Genomic DNA, 23984 nt, shown 5'->3' with positions numbered 1-23984 from the left:
CACCACGGGCGTCACGTGAGCAGGCGACGGCGGTAGCCCTCGGCCACCGCCGAGGCCCGATCACGAACGCCGAGCTTGTCGTAGATGTGTTGCAGGTGGGTCTTGATGCTCGCCTCACCGATAAAGAGCGCCGCAGCGGCCTCCCGGTTCGAGCTGCCGTTCGCGACCAGCTGCAGCACCTGCTTCTCTCGATCGGTCAGCGTGCCGGCGCCGGGCCTCCGAACCTGCCCCATGAGGTGCTGCGTCACCGACGGCGCGAGCACCGACTCGCCACGGGCGGCTGCACGTACGGCGCGCATCAGCTCGTCGGGCAGAGCATCCTTCAGGAGATAGCCGATCGCACCCGCCTCGATCGCCGGCAGAACGTCGCTCTCGCTGTCGAAGGTGGTCAGGATCAGCACTCGGGCACTGGGAACCCGCTCGCGCAGGGCCGCGGTCGCGGCGACGCCGTCCATCCCGGGCATCCGAAGGTCCATGAGCACGACGTCCGCTGCCAGCTGCTCCGCACGCTCGATGCCCTCGGCTCCGTCCCCGGCCTCACCGACCACGACGATGTCCTCGGCGTCCGCGAACGTGTCGCGAAGCCCGCCCCTCACGATCGGGTGGTCGTCGACGACGACGAGTCGGATCATCGGTCGGTCTCCCCCTCTGCTCTCGTGCCGCCGGGGGCGATCGCCGGGACGCGCACACTGACGGATGTCCCTTCACCCGGCGCGCTCTGCACCTCGACGTGACCGCCGACCCCTCTGATGCGTTGGCGCATGCTCGTCAGGCCGAAGCCGGTGCCGACCCCTGTCACGAACCCGCGTCCATCATCACGCACGTCCAACAGCACCTCGATGCCCGTGTACGACAGGGTGACACCGACGCGCGAGGCCTTCGCGTGCTTCGCCACGTTGGTCAGCGACTCCTGCGCGACCCGGAAGAGCGACACCTCGATCGCCGGGCTCAGTGGCTCTCGGGTGCCGGTGACCTCCACCTGCGCGCTGACCCCCTGGTCCTCCGACCATCGCTCGGTCAAGGTGCGAAGCGCGTCGGGGAGGTGCGCTCGCCCGAGCTCCTGCGGAGCGAGCGCCCGCACGGACCGTCTTGCCTCGGTCAGGCTGCTCCGCGCAAGCCGAAGTGCACGCGCAACGTGTTCTTCCGTCTCGCCCCGCCGACTGGCGGAACGCTCCGCTGCCTGGAGCTGCGTGATGATGCCGGCGAGACCCTGAGCCAGCGTGTCGTGGATCTCGCCGGCCAGTCGCTGCCGCTCGTCCTGCGCCCCGGATTCACGCGCCTGGGCGACCAGCTGCGCATGAAGCCCGGCGTTCTCGTGCAGTGCCGCCTCGAGCCGCTCGACGAGCTCCTCACGCTTGCGTTCCTCCGGCTCGCTGCGCGCCGTCAGCACGATACCCACCCCGATCGCCGCGGTCTGCACGGCGACGATCAGGATGAACTCCGCCAGCACGTCCGCGGTCGGGTCTGCCCACACGCGCATCACCGAGGCGTTGAGGACCACCGAGGTGGCCAGGACTCCGAGCACCCCCAACGGCCACGGCCTGAGCAGGTACGCGTGGAAGAAGCCTGCGATGGTGAAGACGAGGAAGACGTCGGAGTACGTCATGAGGGTGACGCACAGCGTCAGCAGTCCGACGAAGAAGATGCCCGTCGACACGGGGCGGAGCGTCTTCCTCTTGAGGGGCAGCGTGTGACAGAACAGCACCCACAGGACCGCGACCGCGACCAGCCCGAGGACGGTTGCGCCCTCGGGCCAGAATCGTTCACCGGAAGCCGGAAGCACCCACGAGAAGTAGATCGCCGTCGAGATCGTCAGCAGCAGCCACGGGGTGATCAGCTGCAGCAGGTCCCAGATCCGCAGCTGCTGCTCTTTCCAGGCCAATCGGGATCGATTCGCGATCTCCGCCTCTTCCGCGACGGCGGACCCGTACGTCCCGGAGCGCGGGCGCTCGCCGGCCCCGGCATCCCGAATCATCGACACCTACTCCCAGCGGAAGCGCTTCGCGGCGATCGCGCTCGTGATCATGGCGACACCCGCCATTATGGCAATCTGCAGCCAGAAGGCCTGCCCACCGGCGGTGGCGGTGATCTCACCCGCTTCGGCGGACCACGCCGCGGTGAGAGCCTGCAGTCCAGGCGGGATGAACTCGCCGACCTCGCGCAGCACGTCGGGCATGAGGACACGGGGCAGGAATGCCCCTCCGAAGAACATCAGCGCGACGAACATGACGGTCCCGATCTGGTTCGCGGCGCTGCTCGTGCGGGCCATGGCCGCGGAGACCATGCCGAGCCCGAGCAGTGCCGCATAGCCGACGACGAAGGCGACGACGAACTCCAGGGGACGCTCGGGCGGCGCGATGTCCAGCACCGCCCACGCGAGGAAGATCATGAGGGCCGCGGCGACGACCGCGGAAGCGAACGCGACGATCATCTGCGCGAGCAGGACGTTCCGCGGATGGGCCGGGGTTGTCGACAGCCTGCGCAGGATGCCGCGTTCACGATACGTCGCGATCACCGTCGGGACGTGCTGCACGGCGATCATCACCATCCCGAACACCAGTGCCGTCGGCGCCCAGACGTCGATGGACCGGAGCCCGCCGGTTTCCGGCGACGACTCTCTGAGCGTCGGGATGGCACCCAGCCCGAGTAGGAGGCCCGTCGGGAACAGCACACCGAAGGTGACTGTGGCAGCGTCGCGAAGGAAGAGCTTCGTCTCGACCTTGACCATCTTCGGGAGAGCACGCATCAGTCGATGCTGCTCTCGGAGGGTTCTGGGGACTCCGCGGCGCGCGCCGTGAGGGCCACGAACGCGTCGTCGAGGTTGCGCTGGTCGATGCGGAGATCCTCCGCCACGACCTGCGCCCTGGCGAGCGCTCCTGCGACGCTGGTCAGAAGCGGTCCCCCGCCGGTGACCAGCCAGCGGCCGTCCGTGTTCTCGACCTCGGTCACGTCGGGAAGCTCGGTCAGGACGCTCTCGTCCAGCGGTCGACTCACGCGGAACCGGACCTGCTGCACCGCAGTCGACTGCGCAATCAGGCCTGCGGGCGTATCCACTGCGGCGACGCGGCCTCCGTCGATGACGGCGATCCGGTCGCTGAGGCGCTCCGCCTCATCCATGAAGTGCGTGACGAGGAGGATCGTGACGCCCGTGCCACGAACCCGCTCGATGAGGCTCCAGGTGTCGCGCCTCGCCTGTGGGTCCAGTCCCGTCGTGAGCTCGTCGAGGATCGCGACCGACGGATTGCCGACCAGGGCGAGCGCGATCGAGAGCCGCTGCTTCTGCCCGCCTGACAGAGCCTTGTACCGGGTGTTGCGCCTCTCGGTGAGACCGAGGAGCTCCATGAGCTCGCGCCAGTCGGCGGGGTTCCGATAGAAGGAGCTGTAGAGCTCGAGGGCTTCGGCGACCGTGATCGCGTCCGGGAAGCTGCTCTCCTGCAGCTGCACGCCGAGTCGCTCACGCACCTCCGCGCGGTCCTTGATCGGGTCGAGTCCCAGTACGGAGATCGAACCCGAGTCGGGAGTTCGCAGGCCGGCGATGCTCTCGACGGTTGTCGTCTTGCCGGCACCGTTGGGCCCGATGATGCCGAAGATCTCTCCCGCTTCGACCGTGAAGGAGACGTCGTCGACGGCAACGTGCGGCCCGTAGCGCTTGTGCAGGTTTCGTACTTCCAATGCGGTCACACTGCGACGCTACGAGCGCACCGCCCCCGCCACATCGACCGCAGCGTCTGAGCCTGGGTTGATTCGCGCCTCCACCGTTCGGTGGATCTCCAGCATCTTGCGAAGTGCACGAAGCGGCATCGATGAGTTCCGCACGGCACGACCGTCGTACGGAGGAGTGCAGATGCGGACGGTCCGCGGCAGGAGCTCGGAGGATGACGATGTCGTTCCAGGCGTACCTCGACACGATCGAGAAGAAGACGGGCAAGACCCCTCGCGTGCTGGTCGAGGAGGCGAAGGAGCGCGGGTTCGCCGAGCCCGAGGCGAAGGCCGGGCAGGTCGTCGCCTGGCTCGACGAGGAGTACGGCCTCGGCCGAGGGCACGCGATGGCGCTGTGGCACGTGATCCGCAACGGCCCGAAGATCAGCTCGAAGCACGTCGGCACCGGTGGCACGCACAGCGACGCGTCGGACACGCTCTGGCTCGACGGCGCCGCGACGAACCCGGCGGGTTGACCGGACGGGTCTCGATCCTCCGCTAGCGCTACGGCCTCGACCAGCGGGGGTGACTCGGCTCGAACTCCTCGACCAGCGGGGGTGGCTCGGCTCGGACTACCCGCCCAGCGGGGGCACCAGACCGCGCTGCTGCAGGATCGGCCCCACGCCCTCGGCGAACCAGTAAGCCTCCTCGATGTGCGGGTACCCCGACAGCACGAACTCGTCGATGCCCAGCGCGGCGTACTCGCCGATGAGGTCCGCGACCTCGGTGTGGCTCCCGACGAGGGCCGTGCCAGCGCCAGAGCGTACGAGGCCGACTCCGGACCAGAGGCCCGGATAGACCTCGAGGCTTCGCGCGTCGGACGTGGCCCGGCCACCGTGCAGCTCGCGCATCCGCTTCTGCCCTTCGGACTCGCTCGACGCGAGGACGGCCTGCGCCTTGGCGACCTCGGCCGGGTCGAGGTCCGCGAGCAGCCGGTCGGCGACGCGCCAGGCGTCCTCGCTGTGGTCGCGCGTGATGGTGTGCAGGCGGATCCCGAACCGTACCTCGCGTCCCTCCTCCGCAGCGAGCTTGCGGATCCACTCGATCTTGTCGGCGACCTGCGCCGGCGGCTCTCCCCAGGTCAGGTAGACGTCGACCTGCCGTGCCGTGACGGGACCCGCGGCCGCCGACGAGCCGCCGAGATAGATCGGGGGTACGGTCGCGGGCTTGCGCGTCCGTGCGTCCACCACGTCGTAGTACGTGCCGGCCTGGTCGTAGCCGTCGCCGGTGAACGCGCCACGGAAGATCGACAAGAACTCCTCCGCGCGGGCGTACCGGTCGTCCTTGCCGACACGGTCGCCGAAGCGCTCCTGCTCGGACGGGTCGCCGCCGACGACGACGTTGATCGCGAGCCGGTCGCCGGAGACGCGCTGGAACGTCGATGCCATCTGCGCGAGAAGGGTCGGGCTGATCAGGCCGGGGCGTGCGGCGATGAGGAACTTCAGCCGCTCGGTCTCCGACAGCAGCGCCGACGCGACCACCCAGGCGTCCTCGCACGGCGTCCCGGTCGGCGTGAGGACCGACTCGAAGCCGAGTCGCTCCGCCGTACGCGCGACGTCGACGAGGTAGTCGAGGTCGGGCTCGCGGTAGCGGCCTGCGGTGTGAGCGGCGCCCCCGGTCCGCGCGAGCTCGGTCGGCACGCTGTGTCCGCCCCCGACCAGCGTGCGGCTGTCCCCGGTGGTGGGGAGGAACCAGTGCAGCTTCATGACACTCCTGGAGGACGGCGACAGACCCCCTCGACCCTTCCTCGTAGGGCCGCGCCGGGCACGACTAACAGTCACGTGGATTGAAACCGCACGAGTTCGTCGGCGCCTGGCGAGATGGCCAGGATCGGGTGGCCCGGCACCTTACGTTCTCGACCATGCCCCGCCGTGTCCGCCCCCATCACTGGATCGCGCCCGCCGTGACTGCCGTCGCCGTGCTCGCGGTCTGGACGTGGGTCGCGGCCTCGGACTGGATCCAACCGGCGTACCTCGCGCCCAGCCCGAGCGAGGTCTGGGACGCGTTCGTGCGCGCCAACACCTACCACCCGGTCGGCGGCGGCGTGGACCGCGTCGTGCGCGGCGAGGAGAACTACTTCCTGTGGGAGCACCTCGTCGTCAGTCTCCGCCGGATCGCGATCGGGCTGGCCCTCGCGATCGTGGTGGGTGTGCCACTCGGGCTGCTGATGGGCACGGTCGCCTCCGTACGCCGCGTCGCCGGCCCGTACCTCGACTTCCTCCGGTCGATCCCGCCGCTGGCGTACATGGGCTTCCTCGTCGCCTGGTTCGGGATCTACGACACGTCGAAGATCTGGCTGCTCTTCCTCGCGGCCTTCCCGCCGATCGCCCTGGCCACCATCAACGGTGTCCGCGGCGTCCGGGAGGACCAGGTCAACGCCGTGCTCGCGCTCGGCGCGTCGCGTCGGCAGGCCGTCACGTCGGTTGTCCTCCCCGCGACCCTGCCCGACATCGTCAGCGGCATCCGCGTCGCCGTCGGCTTCGCCTGGACCACCGTCGTCGCCGCCGAGCTCGTCAACGGCCTGCCGGGCATCGGCGGACTCGCCTACCTCTCGGGCACGCAGAACAAGATCGCCCTGTCCGTGGCCTGCATCCTCGTCATCGGCCTGACCGCGATCGCCCTCGACCTCATCATCCGTCTCATCGAACGAACACTCGTCCCGTGGCGAGGAAAGGCCTGACCCATGCGTTCCCTGAAGAGCAACAAGACCCTGCTGACAGCCGCCCTGCTGACGCTCGCGCTGTCCACGACCGGCTGCGTCGGGGGTGACGACCAGGCGGCCGCCGGTGGTTCGGACTGCCCGTGGGAGCCGGACGAGTCCATCACGGCGACGGTCCGCATCGGATACCAGAAGATCCCGAACGGCGACGTCGTCGTGAAGGACCAGAAGATCCTGGAGAGCTGCGCCCCGAACGCGACGATCGAGTGGAGCAACTTCGCGTCCGGGGGTGACGTCGTGCAGGCCTTCGGCGGCAAGAGCCTCGATCTCGGACTCGTGGGCTCGTCACCAGCGACGAAGGCACTGTCCGCTCCGTTGAACCTCCCGGTGTCGGTGGTGTGGATCCACGACGTCATCGGGTCCGCGGAGTCGCTGGTCGTACGGGACGGAGCCGCGACGGACATCGTCGGGCTGAAGGGCAAGACGATCGCGACGCCGTTCGGGTCGACCGCCCACTTCTCGCTGCTCCAGGCGATCGCCGACGCGGGCGAGGACGCGGCCGACTACAAGCTCGTCAACGCCGAGCCCGAGCAGATCGCACCGGCGTGGTCGCGCGGAGACATCGACGCCTCGTGGGTGTGGGACCCGACGCTGAGCGAGCTCGAGAAGGACAAGGGCGCCGTCATCCTCACCAGCGAGGACACCGCGAAGGCGGGCAAGCCGACGTTCGACGTGGGCATCGCCGACACGTCTTTCGTCGAGAAGAACCCCGACTTCCTCGAGCTGTGGGCGAGGGCGCAGGACCACGCGATCGCGCAGATCGCCGACGAGCCGGACAAGGCGGCCGAGAGTGTCGCGGTCGAGGTGGGTGTGAGCACCGACGAGGCGAAGGCGCAGTTCGAGGGCTTCGTCTACCTGTCGGCCGAGGAACAGGCTGGTCCGGACTACCTGGGCGGCAAGCTCGGCAAGGACCTGTTCGCGACCGCGCAGTTCCTGCTGACGCAGGACGGCATCGCCGCCGTCGGGCCCGAGTCCGCGTACGCCGACGGGGTCGACGCGAGCCCGGCGGAGGCGGCGGCCGAGGCGGGTTCGTCGAAGTGACCCTCGAGGCGGTCCGTACGCATGCCGGCGCCGTACGCGTCGCGGGGGTCGAGCACGTGTTCGGCTCCCGCGGCACCGCCGTGCCCGCCCTGGACCGGATCGACCTCACGATCGAGCCCGGCGAGCTGGTGACGCTCGCCGGGCCGTCGGGGTGCGGCAAGACGACGCTGATGCGCCTGGCAGCGGGGTTCATGCGCCCCACGTCGGGCACGATCACGGTGGGCGGCCACGAGGTGCGTGGCGCCGGCGCCGACCGCGGAGTCGTGTTCCAGCAGCCGACGCTGTACCCGTGGCTCGACGTCCGCGCGAACGTGGCGCTGGGGCCCAAGCTGCGTGGCGTCTCCAAGGCGGACCGTACGGCGCGGGCCGACGAGTACCTCGCCATGGTCGGTCTCACGGACTTCGCCCAGCGGCGACCGTACGAGCTGTCCGGCGGCATGCAGCAGCGGACCCAGATCGCTCGGGTGCTGGCGAACGATCCCGACATCGTGCTGATGGACGAGCCCTTCGGCGCGCTGGACGCCCTCACCCGCGAGCGGCTCCAGGGCGAGCTGCTCGCGCTGTGGCGGGCGACGGGCAAGACGGTCCTGTTCATCACGCACGGCGTCGAAGAGGCGGTGCTGCTCGGGACACGTGTGCTGGTGATGAGCCCCCGTCCGGGCAGCATCGTGTTCGACGAGCCGGCGCCGTTCGCCGCGGCATCCGCGGACGTGGCCCCGTCGGAGCTGCGCGCCACGCCCGAGTTCGCCGAGATGACCCACCGGGTGCGCGCGGCCATCGGGTGAGGCGGCGCCGGGTCTCGATCCTCCGCTAGCGCTACGGCCTCGACCAGCGGGGGTTGCACGCGCGACGATCGACTCATGCGAAGCGACACCATCGAGATCCGTACCGGCGACCGCGCCGTCGTCCACGACCTGACCCGCGAGTGCGAGCGGTTCGTCGGAGAGGAACGCGACGGCCTGCTCAACGTGTACGTCCCGCACGCCACCGCGGGCGTGACGATCATCGAGACCGGAGCCGGCTCCGACGACGACCTGCTGACCGCGCTCGACGACCTTCTGCCTCGCGACGACCGGTGGCGCCACCAGCACGGGACTCCGGGTCACGGGCGCGACCACGTGGTCCCGGCGTTCATGGCGCCGTCGGTGACCGTGCCGGTGCTCGGAGGATCACTCGCCTTGGGCACGTGGCAGAGCGTCGTGCTGGTCGACACGAACGTCGACAACCCGGTCCGCGAGGTGCGGTTCAGCTTCCTCGCGGGGTGACCGGGCGCGGCCGCTAGCGAAGACCGCGCCTCTCGAGCCAGGCGTCTATCGCGACGCCGATCTCCTTCGGGCGGTCCTCCCCGGCGTGGTGCCCGGCGCTTCCGACGTGGACGGTCTCGAGACCCGCGATGTTCTCGCGGCACCATCGCGCCGTCTGCTCGTCGATCAGCAGGGTCGGCGAGCCGTCGAAGGTCAGCAGGAGCTTCGGAACCTCGGGGCTGGAGGCGAGCCACGCGTCATACGCCTCGATGCGCTCGATCACCGCAGCGGGCTCGCCGCCCACCGGGATCTGCCGCGCCCAGGCGAGGACGGGGATCCGTGTCTCAGGTGTCGGGAAGGGCTCGAGGTACACGGCGAGCTGGTCCTCGTCGAGCGGATCGAGCACGCCGCCGGTGTAGGCGGTCCGGGTGAAGAAGTCGGTGCCGAGCACCAGCGCTTCGCCTTTCTCCGACAGGATCGTGCGCCTGCGCTCGAGCGCCTGGGCGGAGAGATCCTCGGCGGCGAGAGGTTTCACGATGCTCTCGAAGAAGGCGATGCCGCGCACCCGGTCGGGATGCCTGCTCGCCCAGTCGAACGCCAGGGCACCGCCCCAGTCGTGGCCGACCAGGGTCACGTCGTCGAGTCCGAGTGCGTCGAACCAGGCGTCGAGGTACGACGCGTGGTCGGCGAGCTGGTACGCGATGTCCGGCTTGCCCGAGCCACCCATGCCGATCAGGTCCGGCGCCAGCAGCCGCGCCGGGCCGACCGCGGGGAGCACGTGCCGCCACATGTACGACGAGGCCGGGTTGCCGTGCAGGAAGACGATCGGCCTGCCATCGCCGGTGTCGGAGTAGTGCAGGTAGGACTCGAGAATCTCGATCGTCGGCATCCGGCCGCCTCTCATCGGGCAAATTCGTTGGTATCACCAATGCTGATGCTCGACGTCGACACGGGCAATTCTTTAGATGAGCGCACACTTGCCTTCGTGATCGCGTAGGCTTGTGTTGTGGCCCTCATCGGTGTGCGCGAGGCGGCCGAACGCCTCGCCATCAGCCCTCGACGCGTGCAGCAGCGCATCGAGGACGGCACGCTGCCCGCCGTGAGAGTCGGGTCCCAGTGGGCGATCGACCCCGCACGTCTCCCGCTGGCGGCGCCGCGGAGCTCGCGGCCGCTCTCCCCGCGCATGGCGTGGGCGCTGCTCGACGTGCTCGCCGGCGTCGAGCCCACGGTCGCGTCGACCGAGCGCGCTCGCCTGCGCACGTACGCCGAGCGTCTGTGGTCGGCGGACGATCCTGCCGCGCTGCTGAGGGCGTGGATGGCACGGCGAGCCGAGCGCGCCGAGTTCCGCGTCGCCGCCGGCGACCTGGCCGATCTCCGCGACGACGCACGCCTCCGCCCCTCGGGGGTGAGCGCCGAGACCAGCTTCATCGTGAGCGCGACGTTCGAGGCGTACGCCGTCCCGTCCGACGTCCCCAGCCTGGTCGACGACTACTTCCTCGTGCCGGCCGACCGCCAGGACGGCAACGTCGTCCTCCACGTGACCACCGTGGTGCCCGACACGACGGCGTGGCCGGTCCTGGCAACGGACCTTGCCGAGCACCTAGGATCCCGCGAGAGCGCTCGTGCGAACGAGCTCGTCCGGCTCGCGCCGTCGGGAGGTCAGGAGGTGTCCCCGTGAGCATCGCGCTACCCGTGATGAGCGCCCAGCAGGAGGAGTCCTGGCTCGGGCTCTTCCACCTCGCCAGGACCGTCCCGGACGGGTGGACCCTGGTCGGCGGCCAGATGGTCCACCTCCACTGCGCCGAGCGAGGCGTCGAGCCCTACCGGTCGACCCCCGACGTCGACGCCGTCCTCGACGTCCGCGGCCACCCCCAGATCCTGATGACGGTGACGTCCGCGCTCGCCGAGGCCGACTTCGAGCCGCGCGGCCTCACCGCGAGCGGCAAGCAGCACCGATGGGTGCGGGGCGCGGCCACGATCGACGTGCTGATCCCCGCGTTCACCGGTCAACCGGGCCGCAGCGCGGGCGCGAGCGGCTACCCGGGCCTCGCCACGCCCGGCGCGATCTACGCCCTGCGCCGCTCCGAGGCTGTGGAGGTCACCGTCGGCTCGACGACCGGCACCGTACGCCGGCCGACGCTGCTCGGCGCGCTCGTGATCAAGGCCGCCGCGTACTCGATCACCGTCGACCCGGCCCGCGAGCGCCACCTCGACGACATCGCGCTCCTCGCGTCCATGCTCACCGCTCGCGACCTGCGGGGCGCGGAGCTCTCCAACGGCGAGGCGAAGTACGTCCGCGAGGCCGTCCCCGTCGCTCAGAACCACCTCGCCACGACGATGATCGACGGCGCTCCGGACGGCCTGGCCCGGCTGTCCCGCACGGTCGAGCGCTCGCCAGCAGGCTGAGCGCGCTGCTCAGCGACGACTGCGCCACTCCTCGGCGAGGATGCCGTAGGTGTAGCCGTCGAGCCACCCGAGCTCGGCGTGCCACGAGTCGCGGAGGCCGTGCTGCTCGCGCCGCATGCCGAGCTTCTCCATGACGCGCCACGACGCGGTGTTGTCGGCGAAGCAGGCCGCGGTGACGCGCAGCAGGCCGAGGTCGGTGAACGCGAGGTCGAGCAACGCCGTGGCGACCTCGGTCGCGAAACCCCGACCGGCGACCGCCGCGTCGAACGTGTAACCGAGCGATCCCTCGACGCCGTGCCAGGGCTCGCTGCCCTCGCGCTGACCCACCCCGTCGCGGACCTCGAGCGACGCGATGCCGACTGCGGCGCCGTCGAGGTGCACGACGACGGCGTGATCGTTCGGGTCGTCGACGCTGGCGAGCCAGGTCTTGCGGAAGGACTCGGGCTCGACGACGGTCCGGATGAGCCAGCGGGTCACGGCGGGGTCGTTGCGCCACACGAGCACCTCGTCGAGCGACGCCTCGGTCGGCAGGCGCAGCTCCAGGCGCGCCGTCGTACGAGGCCACGCGATGTCGGGTGTCGTCACGCGAGCGAGCCAACCAGGTGCCAACGACGAAGGCAAAGCAGTTTCGGCCCCGGTCGCCGCGATCCGCCTGGTCGCGCGTGCCAGACTCCTGCGATGACCCCGACGACGATCTCCGCGGACGCAGCAGGCACCTGGCAGCTCGGCGACCTGACCGTGAACCGACTGGGCTTCGGCGCGATGCGCCTGACCGGTAGCGCCGCGTTCGACCTCGGTGTCCCCAGCGATCGCGACCGCTCGATCCAGGTACTCCGTCGCGCGATCGACCTCGGCGTGAACCACATCGACACGGCCGCCTTCTACTTCTCACCGACCCGCTCGGCGAACGAGATGATCAGCTCCGCCCTCGCGCCGTACCCGGACGACCTCGTCATCGCCACCAAGGTCGGCCCGGGACGCGACGCGTCCGGCGGATGGCTCCCGCCTGCCCGCCCCGACCAGCTTCGCGGCCAGGTCGAGGAGAACCTTCGCCAGCTCGGTCGCGACCACCTCGACCTGGTGAACTTCCGCAGGATGCCGATCCTGGCATCGGTCAGCGAGCACGTCGGTGCGCTCGCCGAGCTGCGCGACGCCGGCCTCGTCCGGCACATCGGCATCTCCGGGGTCGACCGCACGCACCTCGACGAGGCCCGCGCGATCGCGCCGGTGGTCTGCGTGCAGAACCGGTTCGGCGTCGGGGCGTCGCAGAACGAACACGACCTCCTTGCAGCCTGCGGCGAGATGGGGATCGCGTTCGTCCCGTTCTTCGCCGTCGCCGGACGAGGTGCTGAGCGCGGCCGCGCCGCTGTCGCCGAGGACGACGCGACACTCACGGTCGCGTCGGCCCACGGCGTCTCGCCGGCGCAGGTGCGGCTCGCCTGGACGCTCCAGCAGGGACCTCACGTGCTCGCCATCCCGGGCACGGGCGACCCGGACCACCTCCGGCAGAACGTCGCCGCGGCTGCACTCCGCCTCAGTCCCGACGAGCTCGCGCGCCTCTCGTCGCCAACTGATGCGTGACCGATCTTCATCGCGAAACGCCGCCAACTAGAGGATGATCGACGTCTCAAACATCCTTACGTTACAAATCTTCATCCCACAGGCTGATACGGCGCATAGCGCAACCAGTCCTTCGTGCGCTTGCATGCAAGGGATCCGCCTGAACCCATCGGGCGGCGGAAGGAGCCACTCGCGTGCGATCCTCACTCGTACGAGTCGGCCTCGCCGGGAGCGCGACGGCATTGCTGCTGACCGCTCTCCCGACGGCGCTCGCCTCGTGGGCCTCAGCCACACCGACCTCTGACCCACCGGCCGTGGACTGCGCCCCAGTCCTCGCGGCCCCGACGCTCGATGCGGCGTTCGACGCCGCCGCCCGATCGGCCGACGTCCCCGCCGACGTGCTCAAGGCCGTGTCCTACATGCAGTCCCGTTGGGAGGGCCACGACGGTCAGGCCAGCAACGACGGCGGCTACGGGATGTTCAACCTCCGGTCGTCGACCACCGCCGTGCCCGACGCCGTCGGCAAGGGCAGCGACGGCGACGGCCGTACGACGAGCCAGCTCGAGCGCGCCTCGGATCTGACCGGTCTCGACGTCCCGACGGTCCGCAGCGACGACCGCGCCAACCTCTGCGCGGCCGCGGCCCTCACGTCCTCGTACGCGGACGGTCTCGACGCCGGTGCTCCCGTCGACGAGTGGAGCGGCGCGATCGCGCAGTTCGGCTCGGCGGCGACCTTCACCCGCCAGGTCCTGACGACGCTGCGCACGGGCCAGTCCCGCGTGACGTCGAGCGGCGAGGCGGTGACGCTGGAGGCGGACCCGAGCATCGAGGTGCCCGACACGACGACGAGCGACCCCGAGACCGACTGCCCCGTCGACCTCGGCTGCGAGTGGATCCCCGCCGGCTACGCGAAGGGCAACCCCACCGATCCCGACAGCACCGGCAACTACGGCAACCACGACAAGGCCGACCGCACCGGACCCGGCGGGCCGAAGATCAAGTACATCGTCATCCACGACACGGAGACGGCGTACGACCCCACGATCCGTCTCGTCACCGACCCGACGTACCTCGCGTGGAACTACACGATCCGCTCGTCCGACGGCCACATCGCCAACCACCTCGACCCGAAGGACGTCGGCTGGCACGCGGGCAACTGGTACGTGAACGCGCACTCGATCGGCATCGAGCACGAAGGCTGGGCGGGCTCGGCCGGCTGGTTCACCGAGGCGATGTACGAGCAGTCAGCCAAGCTCGTCCGCTACCTCGCCGAGGAGCACGACATCCCGCTCGACCGGGCGCACATCATCGGCCACGACCAGGTCCCCGGCATCACCGCCGGTGCGACCAGGAGCGTGCACTGGGACCCGGGGCCGTACTGGGACTGGGAGCACTACTTCGACCTGATCGACGCACCGATCGGGCAGTCCGCGAGGAACACCGCCGCCGTGAAGGCCGGCGACGTCGTGGAGGTCCGCTCGGGATACGCCGGCAACGTCAACCCCGTCACCGGGTGCCAGCAGGCCTCGCCGGGCTCCGGAGACTGCGTGGTCGGGCAGGGGACGAACTACGTCGTCGCCCGCCAGGCGCCGTCCGCCGACGCGCCGCTGGCCAAGGATCCGGGCTGGAAGCCGGACGGCTCGGCCGGGACGACGTACGCGAGCGACATCAGCGCTCGCATCCAGTCCGGGCACAAGCTGGTCGTCGCCGAGGTGCGTGACGGCTGGCTCGGCGTCTGGTGGGCGGGCTCGCTGGTGTGGATCGAGAACCCGGCCGCGAAGCCGGTCGTGCTCCGTACGACCGCGAAGACGGTCACGGTCACGTCGCCGACGACGGCGGCGCCGATCTTCGGACGGGCCTACCCGGAGCCCGAGGCGTACGCGCCGTACGCGATCCCGGTCCAGGCGATCGCCCCGTTGGAGTACACGCTCGGGGTCGGCCAGTCGTACGCCGTGAGCGACGACGACGTCGAGACCGACTACTACTACGCGAAGACCTTCGACGGGTCGATCCCCGACGACCGCACGGTCGTGAAGGGTCAGCTGGAGTACTACCAGCTCTGGTACGCCCACAAGCAGGTCTTCGTGAAGGCCGGTGACGTGACCCTCACGGACCCGGGCAAGCGGGCGGTCATCCCGACCAGGCTGCCGAGGATCACCGGCGGGCCGAAGGTCGGAGCGACGCTCACGGTCAGCAACGGCTCGTGGTCGCGCGAGGTCCACGGGTTCGGTTACACGTGGCTCGTCGGTGGACGCAAGGTCGCCGACGCGACGTCGTACACGTACACGCTGAAGCCGTCCGACGCCGGCAAGCGGGTGGTCGCCGTGGTGTCGGTGGACGACCCGACGCTGCACCCGATGATCGCGCCGTCACTCCCGACCGGGAAGGTGAAGCACTAGCTCCGGCGGCGTCTGCCACGCTTCCCACGCAGACGCCCCTCGCACCCCGCGAACCTGCGGGGCGTGAGGGGCGTTTGCCACGGAGCGTGGGAAACGGGACAGCCCGTCAGCCCTGTGCGGCCTCGTCGGCGAGCGCAGCCGCGACGCGACGGTGCGCCTCCCAGATCTCCTCGGGCATGTTCTCGAACTGCGCGAGGTGCTCCTCGCGGAAGCCGATCTCCTGGCGCCAGCGGTCGACGTCGATCGAGAGGATCGTCTTGAGGTCCTCGGGGGCGATGTCGAGCCCCTCGAGCAGCAGCTCGTCCTCGGTCGGGATGATGCCGACCGGGGTCTGGCGACCGGTGACCTCACCCTTCTTGAGCTGGATCAGCCACAGGAGCGGGCGCAGGTTCTCGCGGTAGCCGGGCCACAGGAAGTGGCCGTCCTCCGGATCGCGCTGGAACCAGTTGACGTGCGCGAAGATCGGCTGCTCGGACGCGGCCCCGACGACGTCGAGGTAGTGGCGGGCGTAGTCACCCTCCCCGTACGCCATGAACGGACGGTTCGACATCGGGTCGTAGCGCAGCTGGCCCTCGACGCCCTCCGCCGCGAAGGTCGCCTCGGCGCCCAGCGTCAGGCCGTCGTACACGCCCTCGGCGAGGTCGTCGATCGCGCGGACCAGCGGCTCGCGGTCACGGGTGCGGCCGCCGAAGATGATCGCGTCGATCGGGACGCCCTCGGGCGCGCTGTAGTCGGGCGCGATGTTGGGCACGTTGTCGAGCGTGGTGGTGAAGCGGCTGTTCGGGTGCGCCCAGGGCGAGTCGTCGCCGGGCTCGCGGTCGGCGATCGGGCTGCCCATCCAGTCGAGCCAGCCCGTGGGGTCGGCCGGCGGCTCCGGCGTACGCCCCTCCCACCAGACCTCCTGCGTGACCGGGTTGTAGGCGACGTTGGTGAAGATCGCGCCCGTGCCCTCGTCGATGGAGTGCAGCGCCGTGGGGTTGGTGGTCTCGTTCGTGTCCTTCGCGACGCCGAACACGCCGTACTCCGGGTTCATGCCGTAGAGGCGTCCGGACTTCTCGTCGACCCACAGCCACGCGATGTCGTCACCGTAGAACGACACGTGGTAGCGGTCGCCGAGGGCGTCCGGCGGCAGCATCATCGCGAGGTTCGTCTTGCCCGACGCGCTCGGGAACCCGCCGCAGATGTGGTGGGTCTCGCCGGTCTGCTTGTCGTGGATGCCGATCAGCATGTACTGCTCGGCGAGGAACTTGCGCGAGTCCCACCCGTCGTACGCACCCTGGCGCAGGCCGTGGGCGATCTTGCCGAGCAGCGCGTTGCCACCGTACGAGGAGCCGAAGTGCAGGATCGTACGCTCGTCGGCGACCGTGACGAAGTAGCGCTGGTCATCAGGCGTGCCGTGCCCGAGGGACTCGAGCTCGCCGGTCACGTGGACCGCGCGGACGAAGCTGTCCGGGTCCTCGAGGGTGTTGACGTGGTCGATGCCGACGCGCGCCATGCGGATCATGTGGAGCACGACCGTGCGGGTGTCGGTCAGCTCGACCCCGGCAGCCCACGGTGCGAGGGCGTTGCCGGGAGGCGCCATGAGGTACGGGACGACGTACATCGTCTTGCCGGCCAGTGCGCCGCGCATCTTGCTCTCGAGCAGCGGCCGCATCTCGTCGGCGGGGCGCCAGTTGTTGTAGACGCCCTTGTCCTTCGGATCGCTCGTCGCGACGATGGTGCGCTCCTCCGAGCGCGCGGTGTCCTTGTGGTAGCTGCGGGAGTAGTAGCGCCCCGTGCCCGCAGGCTCGAGCTCGCCCGCGTCGAGAGCCTCCTCGATCAGGCGTGCGTCGTCGGCGGCGCTGACGACCTCGACCCGGTCGGCTCCGGTGAACTCTGCCCAGTGGCGGACGTACTCACGGACCTGCGGGTTCGTGAGGCCGGCTTCGTCCATCGCCTTTTCGGGGTCGGCCATTTGTTGCGCGTCCTTTCGCTGGGCAGCGGGTGCGTTTGAGAGTACCCCTTGATTCTGGCCGCGAATGGCGACCCCGATTTGTTGCTGCGGGCATCATTCCCGAGCGATCACGCCGCCGCGAGAAGCCAGCCCGCGATCGCCGCCGGGACGAGGTAGAGCACGGGGAACGGGAGATGGGTGAACCTCCGGGCGCGAAGAACGGTGACGATCGCGCCGACGAAGTACAGCGCCAGACCGACCGCGGCCGCGACGCCGACCGCCGGAACCGCGAGGCCGACGAGCAGGCCCACGGCACCGAGTGCCTTGGCGAGCCCGAGCCAAGGCCACCAACGCTCCGGGACGTCGTACTGGCGAAGGTTGTCGACCACGAAGGCGCGACGCGCGAGCACCCCGTACGCGGAGAAGCCGATCCAGGCCGACGCAAGGACCACGATGACGACTGCGACCGTGCTCATGATGATGTCCTTCCTTGCGGGACCACCCTGGTGGTGTCCTTCAGAAGGGATGTCCCGGCTCGGCTCTGAGGTGTGACACCGATCCGCACGTGACGTGTCACACTCGCGACGGCCGGCGGGTCCTGCTGATGAGAACGCCGGCTGAGGGGAGAGGACCGTGACCGAGCCCGACCGACGAACCGACCCTGAGGGCTGGCTCGAGCAGGTCTTCGAGCAGCACCGACCACAGCTGCGCGCGGTGGCGTACCGGATGCTCGGATCCGCCGCTGACGCCGAGGACGCGGTGCAGGACACCTGGATCCGGGTCAGCCGGGCCGACACCGAGTCGGTCGAGAACATCGGCGCCTGGCTTCGGACGGTCCTGTCACGGGTCTGCCTCAACCAGCTCCGGACCCGGCGACAGCGCCGAGAGCAGTCCCTGGTCCACGTGCCCGACCCGGTCGTCAGCCCAGACCCGGGCGTGGACCCGGAGGCGTCGGCGGTGGTCGCCGACGGCGTCGGCATGGCCCTGCTCGTCGTCCTCGACTCACTCAGCCCTGCTGAGCGGCTGGCCTTCGTGCTGCACGACATGTTCGGGGTCGGTTTCGAGGAGATCGCGTCGCTGCTCGATCGTTCGCCCGCGGCCGCACGCCAGCTCGCCAGCCGTGCCCGCCGGCGCGTACGCGGCCAGGCGCCGACGCCGGACCCGGACCTGGCTCGCCAGCGTCAGGTGGTCGACGCCTTCCTGGCCGCGGCCCGCGGCGGCGACTTCGACGCGCTCGTCGCGGTGCTCGATCCTGACGTGGTGCTGCGCTCCGACGGCGGCACCGCCCGACCTCAGCTGACGCTGACGCTGCGCGGGGCCCAGCAGGTCGCCGCGCAGGCCCGCGGCGCCGAGGCGTTGGCCCCGTTCACGCACCGCGTCCTCGTCAACGGCGCGCCCGGCCTGCTGGTGGTGCCGAAGCGCAAGGCGCAGGTGGTGATGGCCTTCACGATCGTGGACCAGAAGATCGCCGCCATCGACGTCCTCGCCGACCCGGACCGCCTCGACGCGCTCGACCTGAGCGCGGTGCTCGGCTGACGCCGCCACCCCGGAGACCCGAGAAGCACGAGAGGCCGGACCCCTCAGCAGGGGTCCGGCCTCTCGTCGTTCTGCGCGCTCGAAGGGATTCGAACCCCTAACCTTCTGATCCGTAGTCAGATGCTCTATCCGTTGAGCTACGAGCGCTTGCCCCGCCACTGGCGAAGCGACACCTACTCTAGCGGGTCGCTCGCGAAGACCGAAATCGGGTTCCCCAGTCTGTCCGATCGGGCCCGCGCGACCCCGTCGAGAGGATATCTTTCACCGACTGTCGGCAATCCCCCGCCGCCGACCCGACTCCATGAGGTAGACATGACCGCACCTGCGCCCGCCCGGCGGCGCACCCTCACGATCGTGGCTGCCGCGACGATCGCCGTCACGGCGGCGACGCTCGCCGCGACGGGCCCGGCACTCGCCGACGATCCCGCCTCGGCGCCCGTGATCGGGTCCGCGTGTCCCGCCGCGTACCCGCCGGCCGGCCTCGTACGCGCGACGACCACGGCCGCAGGCACCGCCGTCCAGGGCCTGACCGTGACCTCCGGCACGACGCCCGACGTCGTGAGCGGTGAGTACGTCGGCACGATCGACGACGGCATCGCGCCCGGCGTCGACATGCTGATCTTCAAGATGAAGGGCTCGCGGATCACCGACGCCAACGGTGCCGTCGATCGCGGGATCTGGTCCGGCATGTCCGGCACCCCGCTGTACGCGGCCGACGGACGGCTCGTCGGCGCGGTCGCGTACGGCCAGTCGTGGGCGCCGAGCGACTACGCCGGTGTGACGCCGGCCGCCGACCTCTATCGCGCCGGGTCGTACGCTGCAGGCTCTGCCGCTGCTGCGATCCCCACCAAGGTCGCCGCCTCGATGCGCGCCACCGGTGCCAGCCCGCAGGCGTCGACCGGCGCGATGCGCCGTCTTCCCACCCCGGTCACCATCCCCGCCGGATTCTCGCCGGCGTCCGCGAAGGCGATCGCCAAGAAGGCCCGGCTCAAGAACGTCACCTTCCGCAACGGGTCGAGCAGCAGCAAGACCAGCTCCACGCGGATCGGCGTCTCGGCCGGATCCAACCTCGCCGCCGGCTATGCGTACGGATCCTTCCCGCTCGCCGGTGTCGGCACGACGACCGCCGTCTGCGGCACGAAGGTCTACGGGTTCGGCCACCCGATGGACTGGCTCGGCAAGACCAGGCTCTCCCTGCACGGCGCAGACTCCGTCTACGTCGAGCGTGACTACGACGGCTCCTTCAAGATCGCCAACATCGGGGCTCCGATCGGGACCATCACGCAGGACCGGCTGACGGCCATCGTCGGCGGCCTCGGCGCCGCACCGACCGGCACCGCGGTCCGTACGACGAACCGCGTCGGCACCCGCAGCCGTACGTCCTCCACGACCGTGCTGTCCCCTGACTGGCTGTCAACGGTCGCCGGCATGCAGTCGACGATGGACAGCATGACGCTCACCGACGGCATGTTCGGCGGCGTCGTCCGGACGAACCGCGCGATCAAGCTGCGTCGCTCCAACGGTCAGGTCCTGACGTACACGCGCAATGACATCAGCGCGGACCGGTTCGACGTCTCGGCGGGCGCCGCCGAGGCCTTCGCCGGCGACATCGAATCGATCCTGTCCAACGGGTTCGAGGACGTGACGATCCTCGGCGCCACCGAGTCGACCTCGATCACCGAGGGCTACCAGGCGTACGCGATCTCGCGTGTCGAGGCGAAGCAGTTCGGTCGCTGGACCCGGGTCAAGGCGTCCTCTCCGCTGCTCGTGCGTCGTGGCGGCACGCTGAAGCTGCGCGCCGTGCTCAAGCGCGAGACCGGAGCGACAGGCGTGGCGACGAAGACGGTGCGGCTCAACGTCGCGGTGCCGCGGCGCAAGTTCAAGTCGCCGATCGGCATCCTGTCCGTCAGCGGTGGTTCCTTCGGCTCGTCGGACGACTACGAGGACGAGTTCGAGGACATGTACTACGACGAGTACGCCGACGAGGAGTACGAGACGATGAGCGACGTGACGTCGCTCCCCGGTCTGCTCTCGGCGATGTCGCGGGCGGAGCACGGCAACGACGTCTTCGCGTCGCTGAGCCTCGGCAGCGGGCGAAAGGCCGTCGAGAAGAAGGCACGCAAGGCCACCGCCACGGTCGTCAGCGGTGACGTCATGGTGCCGGTGATGGTCTACGGCAAGCCGAAGAAGCGCTGACCGACGGCGTACGAGGCAGGGCCCGCACCCCCACCGGGGTGCGGGCCCTGCGTCATCTCAGGCGCGAGTCGCCCCCGCCGGACTGCGAGTCACTCCTGCGCGGGCGTGGTGACCGCGACGGTGAGCGAGGCCGCGGAGGCGTTGCCGGCCGTGTCGACGGCGACGACCCAGTACTCGTACGAGGTGCCGGCGCCGACCTCTGCGTCGACGTACGACGAAGCCGTGGCCTCGGCCAGCGGCGGCTCGTCGCCGAGCGGCGGCTCTCCGCCGACGGTCACGCGGTAGACCAGGTAGTGGTCGAGATCGCTCGCGTCGCTGTCGGCCCAGTCGAGTGCGACGGCGCCGCGCGCGACCAGAGCGACCAGCCCGGTCGGCTCGGCGGGCGGCGTCACGTCCTCTGGAGTGGCGGCCACGCTTCCCGAGGGAGCAGACACGTTGCCGTGGGTGTCGACCGCGACGACGACGTAGTAGTACGTCGTCCCGTTCGCGACGTCCTTGTCGGTGTACGCCGGCGTCGGCAGGAGCCGGGCGATGCCGTTGCCGACGATCGGCACGTCGGGGGTGGTTGCACGGTAGATGCGGTAGCCGGCGATGTCGCGCTCGGTGTTGGCCGTCCACGCCAGCGCGACCTCGCGGTCACGGGCACGAGCGGTCGGCGTCGCCGGTGGCGCCGGCGCCGTGAGGTCGGTCGGCGCAGCGGCGACCTCCGCCGACACGACCGACACGTTGCCGGCGGCGTCGGTCGCGGCGATCGCATAGCGGTAGCGCGTGTCGTTCACGACAGCCGCATCGGTGTAGGCCGTGACCGTCCCGTCGACGGTCGCCAGCTCGGCAAGGGCTCCGGCCCCTGCAGCCCGGAAGAGCGTGTACGAGGCAAGGTCGTCCTCCGTGCCGGCGTCCCAGCTCAGCCTGACCTCGCGGTCGCCCGGGACGGCGGCGAACGCCTGCGGAACGGCAGGCGGGGTGACGTCCTGCGGGGTCGCCGTCACGGGCAGCGACGCAGCCGACACGTTGCCGACGCGGTCGCGCGCGTGGATCACGTACGCGTAGGTCGTGCCGTTCCTCGCCGTCGTGTCGACGTAGGTCGCGGTGCCCGCATCCACCTGGAACTGCGTCGGGTCGCCAGCACCGCCGGTGCGGACGATGACGTACGCGGCGAGATCGCCCTCCGCATTGGCGTTCCAGCGCAGCGCCACCTGTCCCTCACCGGCTTCGGCCGCCAGGCCCGAGGGCACCGCCGGAGCGGCGCGGTCGAGCGGCGTCGCGGCGCGACCGGTCGTACGACCCGACTCGTTGTCGTCGTCGTCGTAGGCGCTGATCGCGTACGTGTACGTGGTGCCGTTGACCACGTCGACGTCACTGAAGCCTGCGGCGCTGGCACCCAGGTCGGCGAGCTCCTGGGAGGGCGCGCCGGCGACGGACCGGTAGACGCGATAGCCCGCGAGGTCGTCCTCGCCGTTCGGCGTCCACGTGAGCTCGACGCGGCCGTCGCGGGCTTCGACCGCCAGGCCCCGCGGCGTCTCGGGGGCATCGGTGTCGGGCAGCGTCACGTCGGCAGGTCCGGAGGGGGCGGAGACGTTGCCGGCACCGTCGACGGCGACGATGCGGTAGCGGTACAGCACCTTCTCGGCGACGTCGTGGTCGGTGTACGTCGGCGCCGTACCGACCGCCACACCGATCTTGACGAACTCGTCGCCGTCGTCGGACCGCCAGACCGTGTACGAGGCGGTGTCGTCCGTGGGAGCCGTCCAGCGCAGCACGACCGCGCCGTCGTCGACAGCCGACGCGAGCCCCTGCGGCACCGCCGGCGGGACCATGTCGCGTGCAGTCGCCGGGGCCGTCGACCCGCCCGAGCGGTTGCCCGAGGTGTCGCGCGCGACGATCGTGTAGGCGTAGGCGACGCCGTTCTTGGCGCTGGTGTCGGAGAACCGCGTGGCGCCCGCTCCGAGGGCGAACTCTGCGGGCGCGCCGATCCCGTCGGAGCGCATGCGGGTGATGACGTAGCCGGCGAGGTCGCTCTCGGTGTTGGCGGTCCAGCTCAGCTCGACGCAGGCGTCCTTGCCGATGGCCTCGAAGCCCGCAGGTGTCGATGGCGCGGCGGCGTCTGCCGGCACCGCTCCGGCAAGCGCAGGCGCCGACGTGTTGCCGGAGGTGTCGCGGGCGACGAGCGAGTACGCGTACACCGTGCCGTTGACGACAGGTGCGTCGACCACGCTCGTCGCCGAGGTCGGGAGCGTCCACGTCTTGTCGGCTCCACCACCCGAGCGGCGGAGGACGTAGGACGAGAGGTCGCTCGCGGCACCCTGGTCCCAGCGGAGCGCGACCGTGCCGTCACCGGCGGTGGCGACGAGGTCGGTCGGGGTCTGGGGTGCGACCTGGTCCTTGGGCGTCACGCTGACACGCGCGGCCCGCGACGCGTTGCCGCGGTGGTCGACGGCCACGACGGCGTACGCCATGGCGACGCCGTTCGTCAGCCCGATGTCGGTGACGGCCCGGGTCGCGACCTGCTGGACCAGTCGCCCGTCGCGGTACACGCGGTAGCCGCGCACGTCGATCGCCCTCGGGGCCTTCCACGCGAGGGCGACGGCCCGGTCACCGGCGACCGCACGCAGGCCGCCCGGCCTCGCCGGCGGCGTACGGTCGGGAGCCTTGACGAGCTGGGCGTGGACGGAACCGGCGCCGACACCCTTGACGTAGCGGACCTCGACGGTGTGCTTGCGCTTGCGCAGCGTGCGCACCGCGGCGGCGTACCGACCCTGCGACGCGGTCGCGACCTTCCGCCGGTCGATGCGCAACGTGGCCGTGCCGGTGGCGCGAGCACGCAGCTCGTACGAGCCCTTCATGGTGCGGGTCCTGCTCCACCGCACGGCGAAGGGCTGGCGGCTGGCGGGGTACGAGGCGGCGATGCGCTTCTCGCACCGCTTCCTGACGGGCTTGCCCGTGAAAGAGGTGCCCTTGTAGTACTGGGCGAGCCAGCGTCCGGACTTCGCGCACGACGCCGCGGTCGGCGCCGCGGACGCCGCAGAGGCCGGGTCGGAGGCACCCGGCACCAGCACGAGCAGGCTCGCGACCAGGGTGGCACCGACGATGGCGCCGAGCGTGCGTGCACGCCTGAGGACGTGGATCACCTGGTCTCTCCCGAGCTGGGGCTGGCTGGACGTCGTACGGGAACCGTAAGCGCCGGGCATGACCGGTGTCTCACGAACTTCCAATATTCAGCACGCGCGGCGAAAGGTGCCGCCGGGACGCCG

General features: G+C 70.4%; 21 protein-coding genes and 1 tRNA gene. 11 read left to right on the top strand and 11 right to left on the bottom strand.

Features of this window, described 5'->3' with window-relative positions; genetic code table 11:
- Positions 1-11 precede the first annotated feature (11 nt).
- The 4 genes from AB3M34_RS01140 to AB3M34_RS01125 are packed head-to-tail and all read right to left on the bottom strand — an operon-like array spanning position 12 to position 3681.
- Positions 12-632 (bottom strand): response regulator, encoded by a 621-nt coding sequence (locus AB3M34_RS01140; protein WP_370617244.1) that lies wholly within the window; start codon positions 630-632, stop codon positions 12-14.
- Positions 629-1975 (bottom strand): sensor histidine kinase, encoded by a 1347-nt coding sequence (locus AB3M34_RS01135; RefSeq protein WP_370617243.1) that lies wholly within the window; start codon positions 1973-1975, stop codon positions 629-631. Before AB3M34_RS01135 ends, AB3M34_RS01140 begins: the two co-directional genes overlap by 4 nt.
- Positions 1976-1981: 6 nt before the next feature.
- Positions 1982-2746, bottom strand: coding sequence for an ABC transporter permease (locus AB3M34_RS01130; RefSeq protein WP_370617242.1), 765 nt, complete (start codon positions 2744-2746; stop codon positions 1982-1984).
- Positions 2746-3681 carry an ABC transporter ATP-binding protein gene (locus AB3M34_RS01125; protein WP_370617241.1) on the bottom strand — a complete coding sequence of 312 codons (936 nt, stop codon included), beginning with the start codon at positions 3679-3681 and terminating at the stop codon, positions 2746-2748. The genes AB3M34_RS01130 and AB3M34_RS01125 overlap by 1 nt, the downstream gene beginning before the upstream one ends.
- Before the next feature lie 194 nt (positions 3682-3875).
- Between AB3M34_RS01125 and AB3M34_RS01120 the strand changes: the two genes are divergently transcribed.
- Positions 3876-4175, top strand: a complete 300-nt coding sequence (locus AB3M34_RS01120) for a DUF4287 domain-containing protein (RefSeq protein ID WP_370617240.1) — start codon at positions 3876-3878, stop codon at positions 4173-4175.
- A gap of 96 nt (positions 4176-4271) precedes the next feature.
- Here the strand turns inward: AB3M34_RS01120 and AB3M34_RS01115 are convergent, their stop codons facing one another.
- A complete protein-coding gene (locus AB3M34_RS01115; RefSeq protein ID WP_370617239.1) occupies positions 4272-5405 on the bottom strand; it encodes an LLM class flavin-dependent oxidoreductase in 1134 nt (377 codons plus the stop codon).
- Between the two features lie 155 nt (positions 5406-5560).
- On the opposite strand from AB3M34_RS01115, the gene AB3M34_RS01110 reads away from it, so the two are divergent.
- The 4 genes from AB3M34_RS01110 (at position 5561) to AB3M34_RS01095 (ending at position 8724) form a co-directional block, all read left to right on the top strand.
- On the top strand, positions 5561-6379 hold the full coding sequence (locus tag AB3M34_RS01110; RefSeq protein WP_370617238.1) for an ABC transporter permease: 819 nt from the start codon (positions 5561-5563) through the stop codon (positions 6377-6379).
- Between the two features lie 3 nt (positions 6380-6382).
- Positions 6383-7459, top strand: coding sequence for an ABC transporter substrate-binding protein (locus AB3M34_RS01105; RefSeq protein WP_370617237.1), 1077 nt, complete (start codon positions 6383-6385; stop codon positions 7457-7459).
- Complete coding sequence (locus AB3M34_RS01100; protein ID WP_370617236.1) at positions 7456-8244, top strand: ABC transporter ATP-binding protein; 789 nt, start codon at positions 7456-7458, stop codon at positions 8242-8244. Before AB3M34_RS01105 ends, AB3M34_RS01100 begins: the two co-directional genes overlap by 4 nt.
- A gap of 75 nt (positions 8245-8319) precedes the next feature.
- Positions 8320-8724 (top strand): secondary thiamine-phosphate synthase enzyme YjbQ, encoded by a 405-nt coding sequence (locus AB3M34_RS01095; protein WP_370617235.1) that lies wholly within the window; start codon positions 8320-8322, stop codon positions 8722-8724.
- Between the two features lie 13 nt (positions 8725-8737).
- Here the strand turns inward: AB3M34_RS01095 and AB3M34_RS01090 are convergent, their stop codons facing one another.
- Positions 8738-9607 (bottom strand): haloalkane dehalogenase, encoded by an 870-nt coding sequence (locus tag AB3M34_RS01090; RefSeq protein ID WP_370617234.1) that lies wholly within the window; start codon positions 9605-9607, stop codon positions 8738-8740.
- A gap of 102 nt (positions 9608-9709) precedes the next feature.
- Between AB3M34_RS01090 and AB3M34_RS01085 the strand changes: the two genes are divergently transcribed.
- On the top strand, positions 9710-10381 hold the full coding sequence (locus AB3M34_RS01085) for an excisionase family DNA-binding protein (protein WP_370617233.1): 672 nt from the start codon (positions 9710-9712) through the stop codon (positions 10379-10381).
- Positions 10378-11109, top strand: a complete 732-nt coding sequence (locus AB3M34_RS01080; RefSeq protein ID WP_370617232.1) for a hypothetical protein — start codon at positions 10378-10380, stop codon at positions 11107-11109. Before AB3M34_RS01085 ends, AB3M34_RS01080 begins: the two co-directional genes overlap by 4 nt.
- A 9-nt stretch (positions 11110-11118) precedes the next feature.
- Here AB3M34_RS01080 and AB3M34_RS01075 read toward each other — a convergent pair whose 3' ends face one another.
- Positions 11119-11694 carry a GNAT family N-acetyltransferase gene (locus AB3M34_RS01075; RefSeq protein ID WP_370617231.1) on the bottom strand — a complete coding sequence of 192 codons (576 nt, stop codon included), beginning with the start codon at positions 11692-11694 and terminating at the stop codon, positions 11119-11121.
- A 93-nt stretch (positions 11695-11787) separates the two neighbouring features.
- On the opposite strand from AB3M34_RS01075, the gene AB3M34_RS01070 reads away from it, so the two are divergent.
- Positions 11788-12690 carry an aldo/keto reductase gene (locus tag AB3M34_RS01070; protein ID WP_370617230.1) on the top strand — a complete coding sequence of 301 codons (903 nt, stop codon included), beginning with the start codon at positions 11788-11790 and terminating at the stop codon, positions 12688-12690.
- Positions 12691-12863: 173 nt separating this feature from the next.
- A complete protein-coding gene (locus AB3M34_RS01065) occupies positions 12864-15068 on the top strand; it encodes an N-acetylmuramoyl-L-alanine amidase (protein WP_370617229.1) in 2205 nt (734 codons plus the stop codon).
- Between the two features lie 106 nt (positions 15069-15174).
- Here AB3M34_RS01065 and AB3M34_RS01060 read toward each other — a convergent pair whose 3' ends face one another.
- Positions 15175-17022 carry a phosphoenolpyruvate carboxykinase (GTP) gene (locus AB3M34_RS01060; protein ID WP_370617228.1) on the bottom strand — a complete coding sequence of 616 codons (1848 nt, stop codon included), beginning with the start codon at positions 17020-17022 and terminating at the stop codon, positions 15175-15177.
- Between the two features lie 107 nt (positions 17023-17129).
- Complete coding sequence (locus AB3M34_RS01055; protein WP_370617227.1) at positions 17130-17477, bottom strand: DoxX family protein; 348 nt, start codon at positions 17475-17477, stop codon at positions 17130-17132.
- 157 nt (positions 17478-17634) lie between these two features.
- Here AB3M34_RS01055 and sigJ point away from each other — a divergent pair, with 157 nt between their 5' ends.
- A complete protein-coding gene (sigJ, locus tag AB3M34_RS01050; protein ID WP_370617226.1) occupies positions 17635-18537 on the top strand; it encodes an RNA polymerase sigma factor SigJ in 903 nt (300 codons plus the stop codon).
- Positions 18538-18611: 74 nt separating this feature from the next.
- Here sigJ and AB3M34_RS01045 read toward each other — a convergent pair.
- Positions 18612-18684, bottom strand: a tRNA-Arg gene (locus AB3M34_RS01045).
- Positions 18685-18849: 165 nt separating this feature from the next.
- Between AB3M34_RS01045 and AB3M34_RS01040 the strand changes: the two genes are divergently transcribed.
- A complete protein-coding gene (locus AB3M34_RS01040; RefSeq protein WP_370617225.1) occupies positions 18850-20733 on the top strand; it encodes a hypothetical protein in 1884 nt (627 codons plus the stop codon).
- 89 nt (positions 20734-20822) lie between these two features.
- Here AB3M34_RS01040 and AB3M34_RS01035 read toward each other — a convergent pair whose 3' ends face one another.
- Positions 20823-23921, bottom strand: a complete 3099-nt coding sequence (locus AB3M34_RS01035) for a fibronectin type III domain-containing protein (RefSeq protein WP_370617224.1) — start codon at positions 23919-23921, stop codon at positions 20823-20825.
- Between the last annotated feature and the right edge of the window lie 63 nt (positions 23922-23984).

This window comes from Mumia sp. Pv4-285 (assembly GCF_041320275.1).
Taxonomy (GTDB): domain Bacteria; phylum Actinomycetota; class Actinomycetes; order Propionibacteriales; family Nocardioidaceae; genus Mumia; species Mumia qirimensis.
This window is presented reverse-complemented; position numbering and strand designations above follow the sequence as displayed.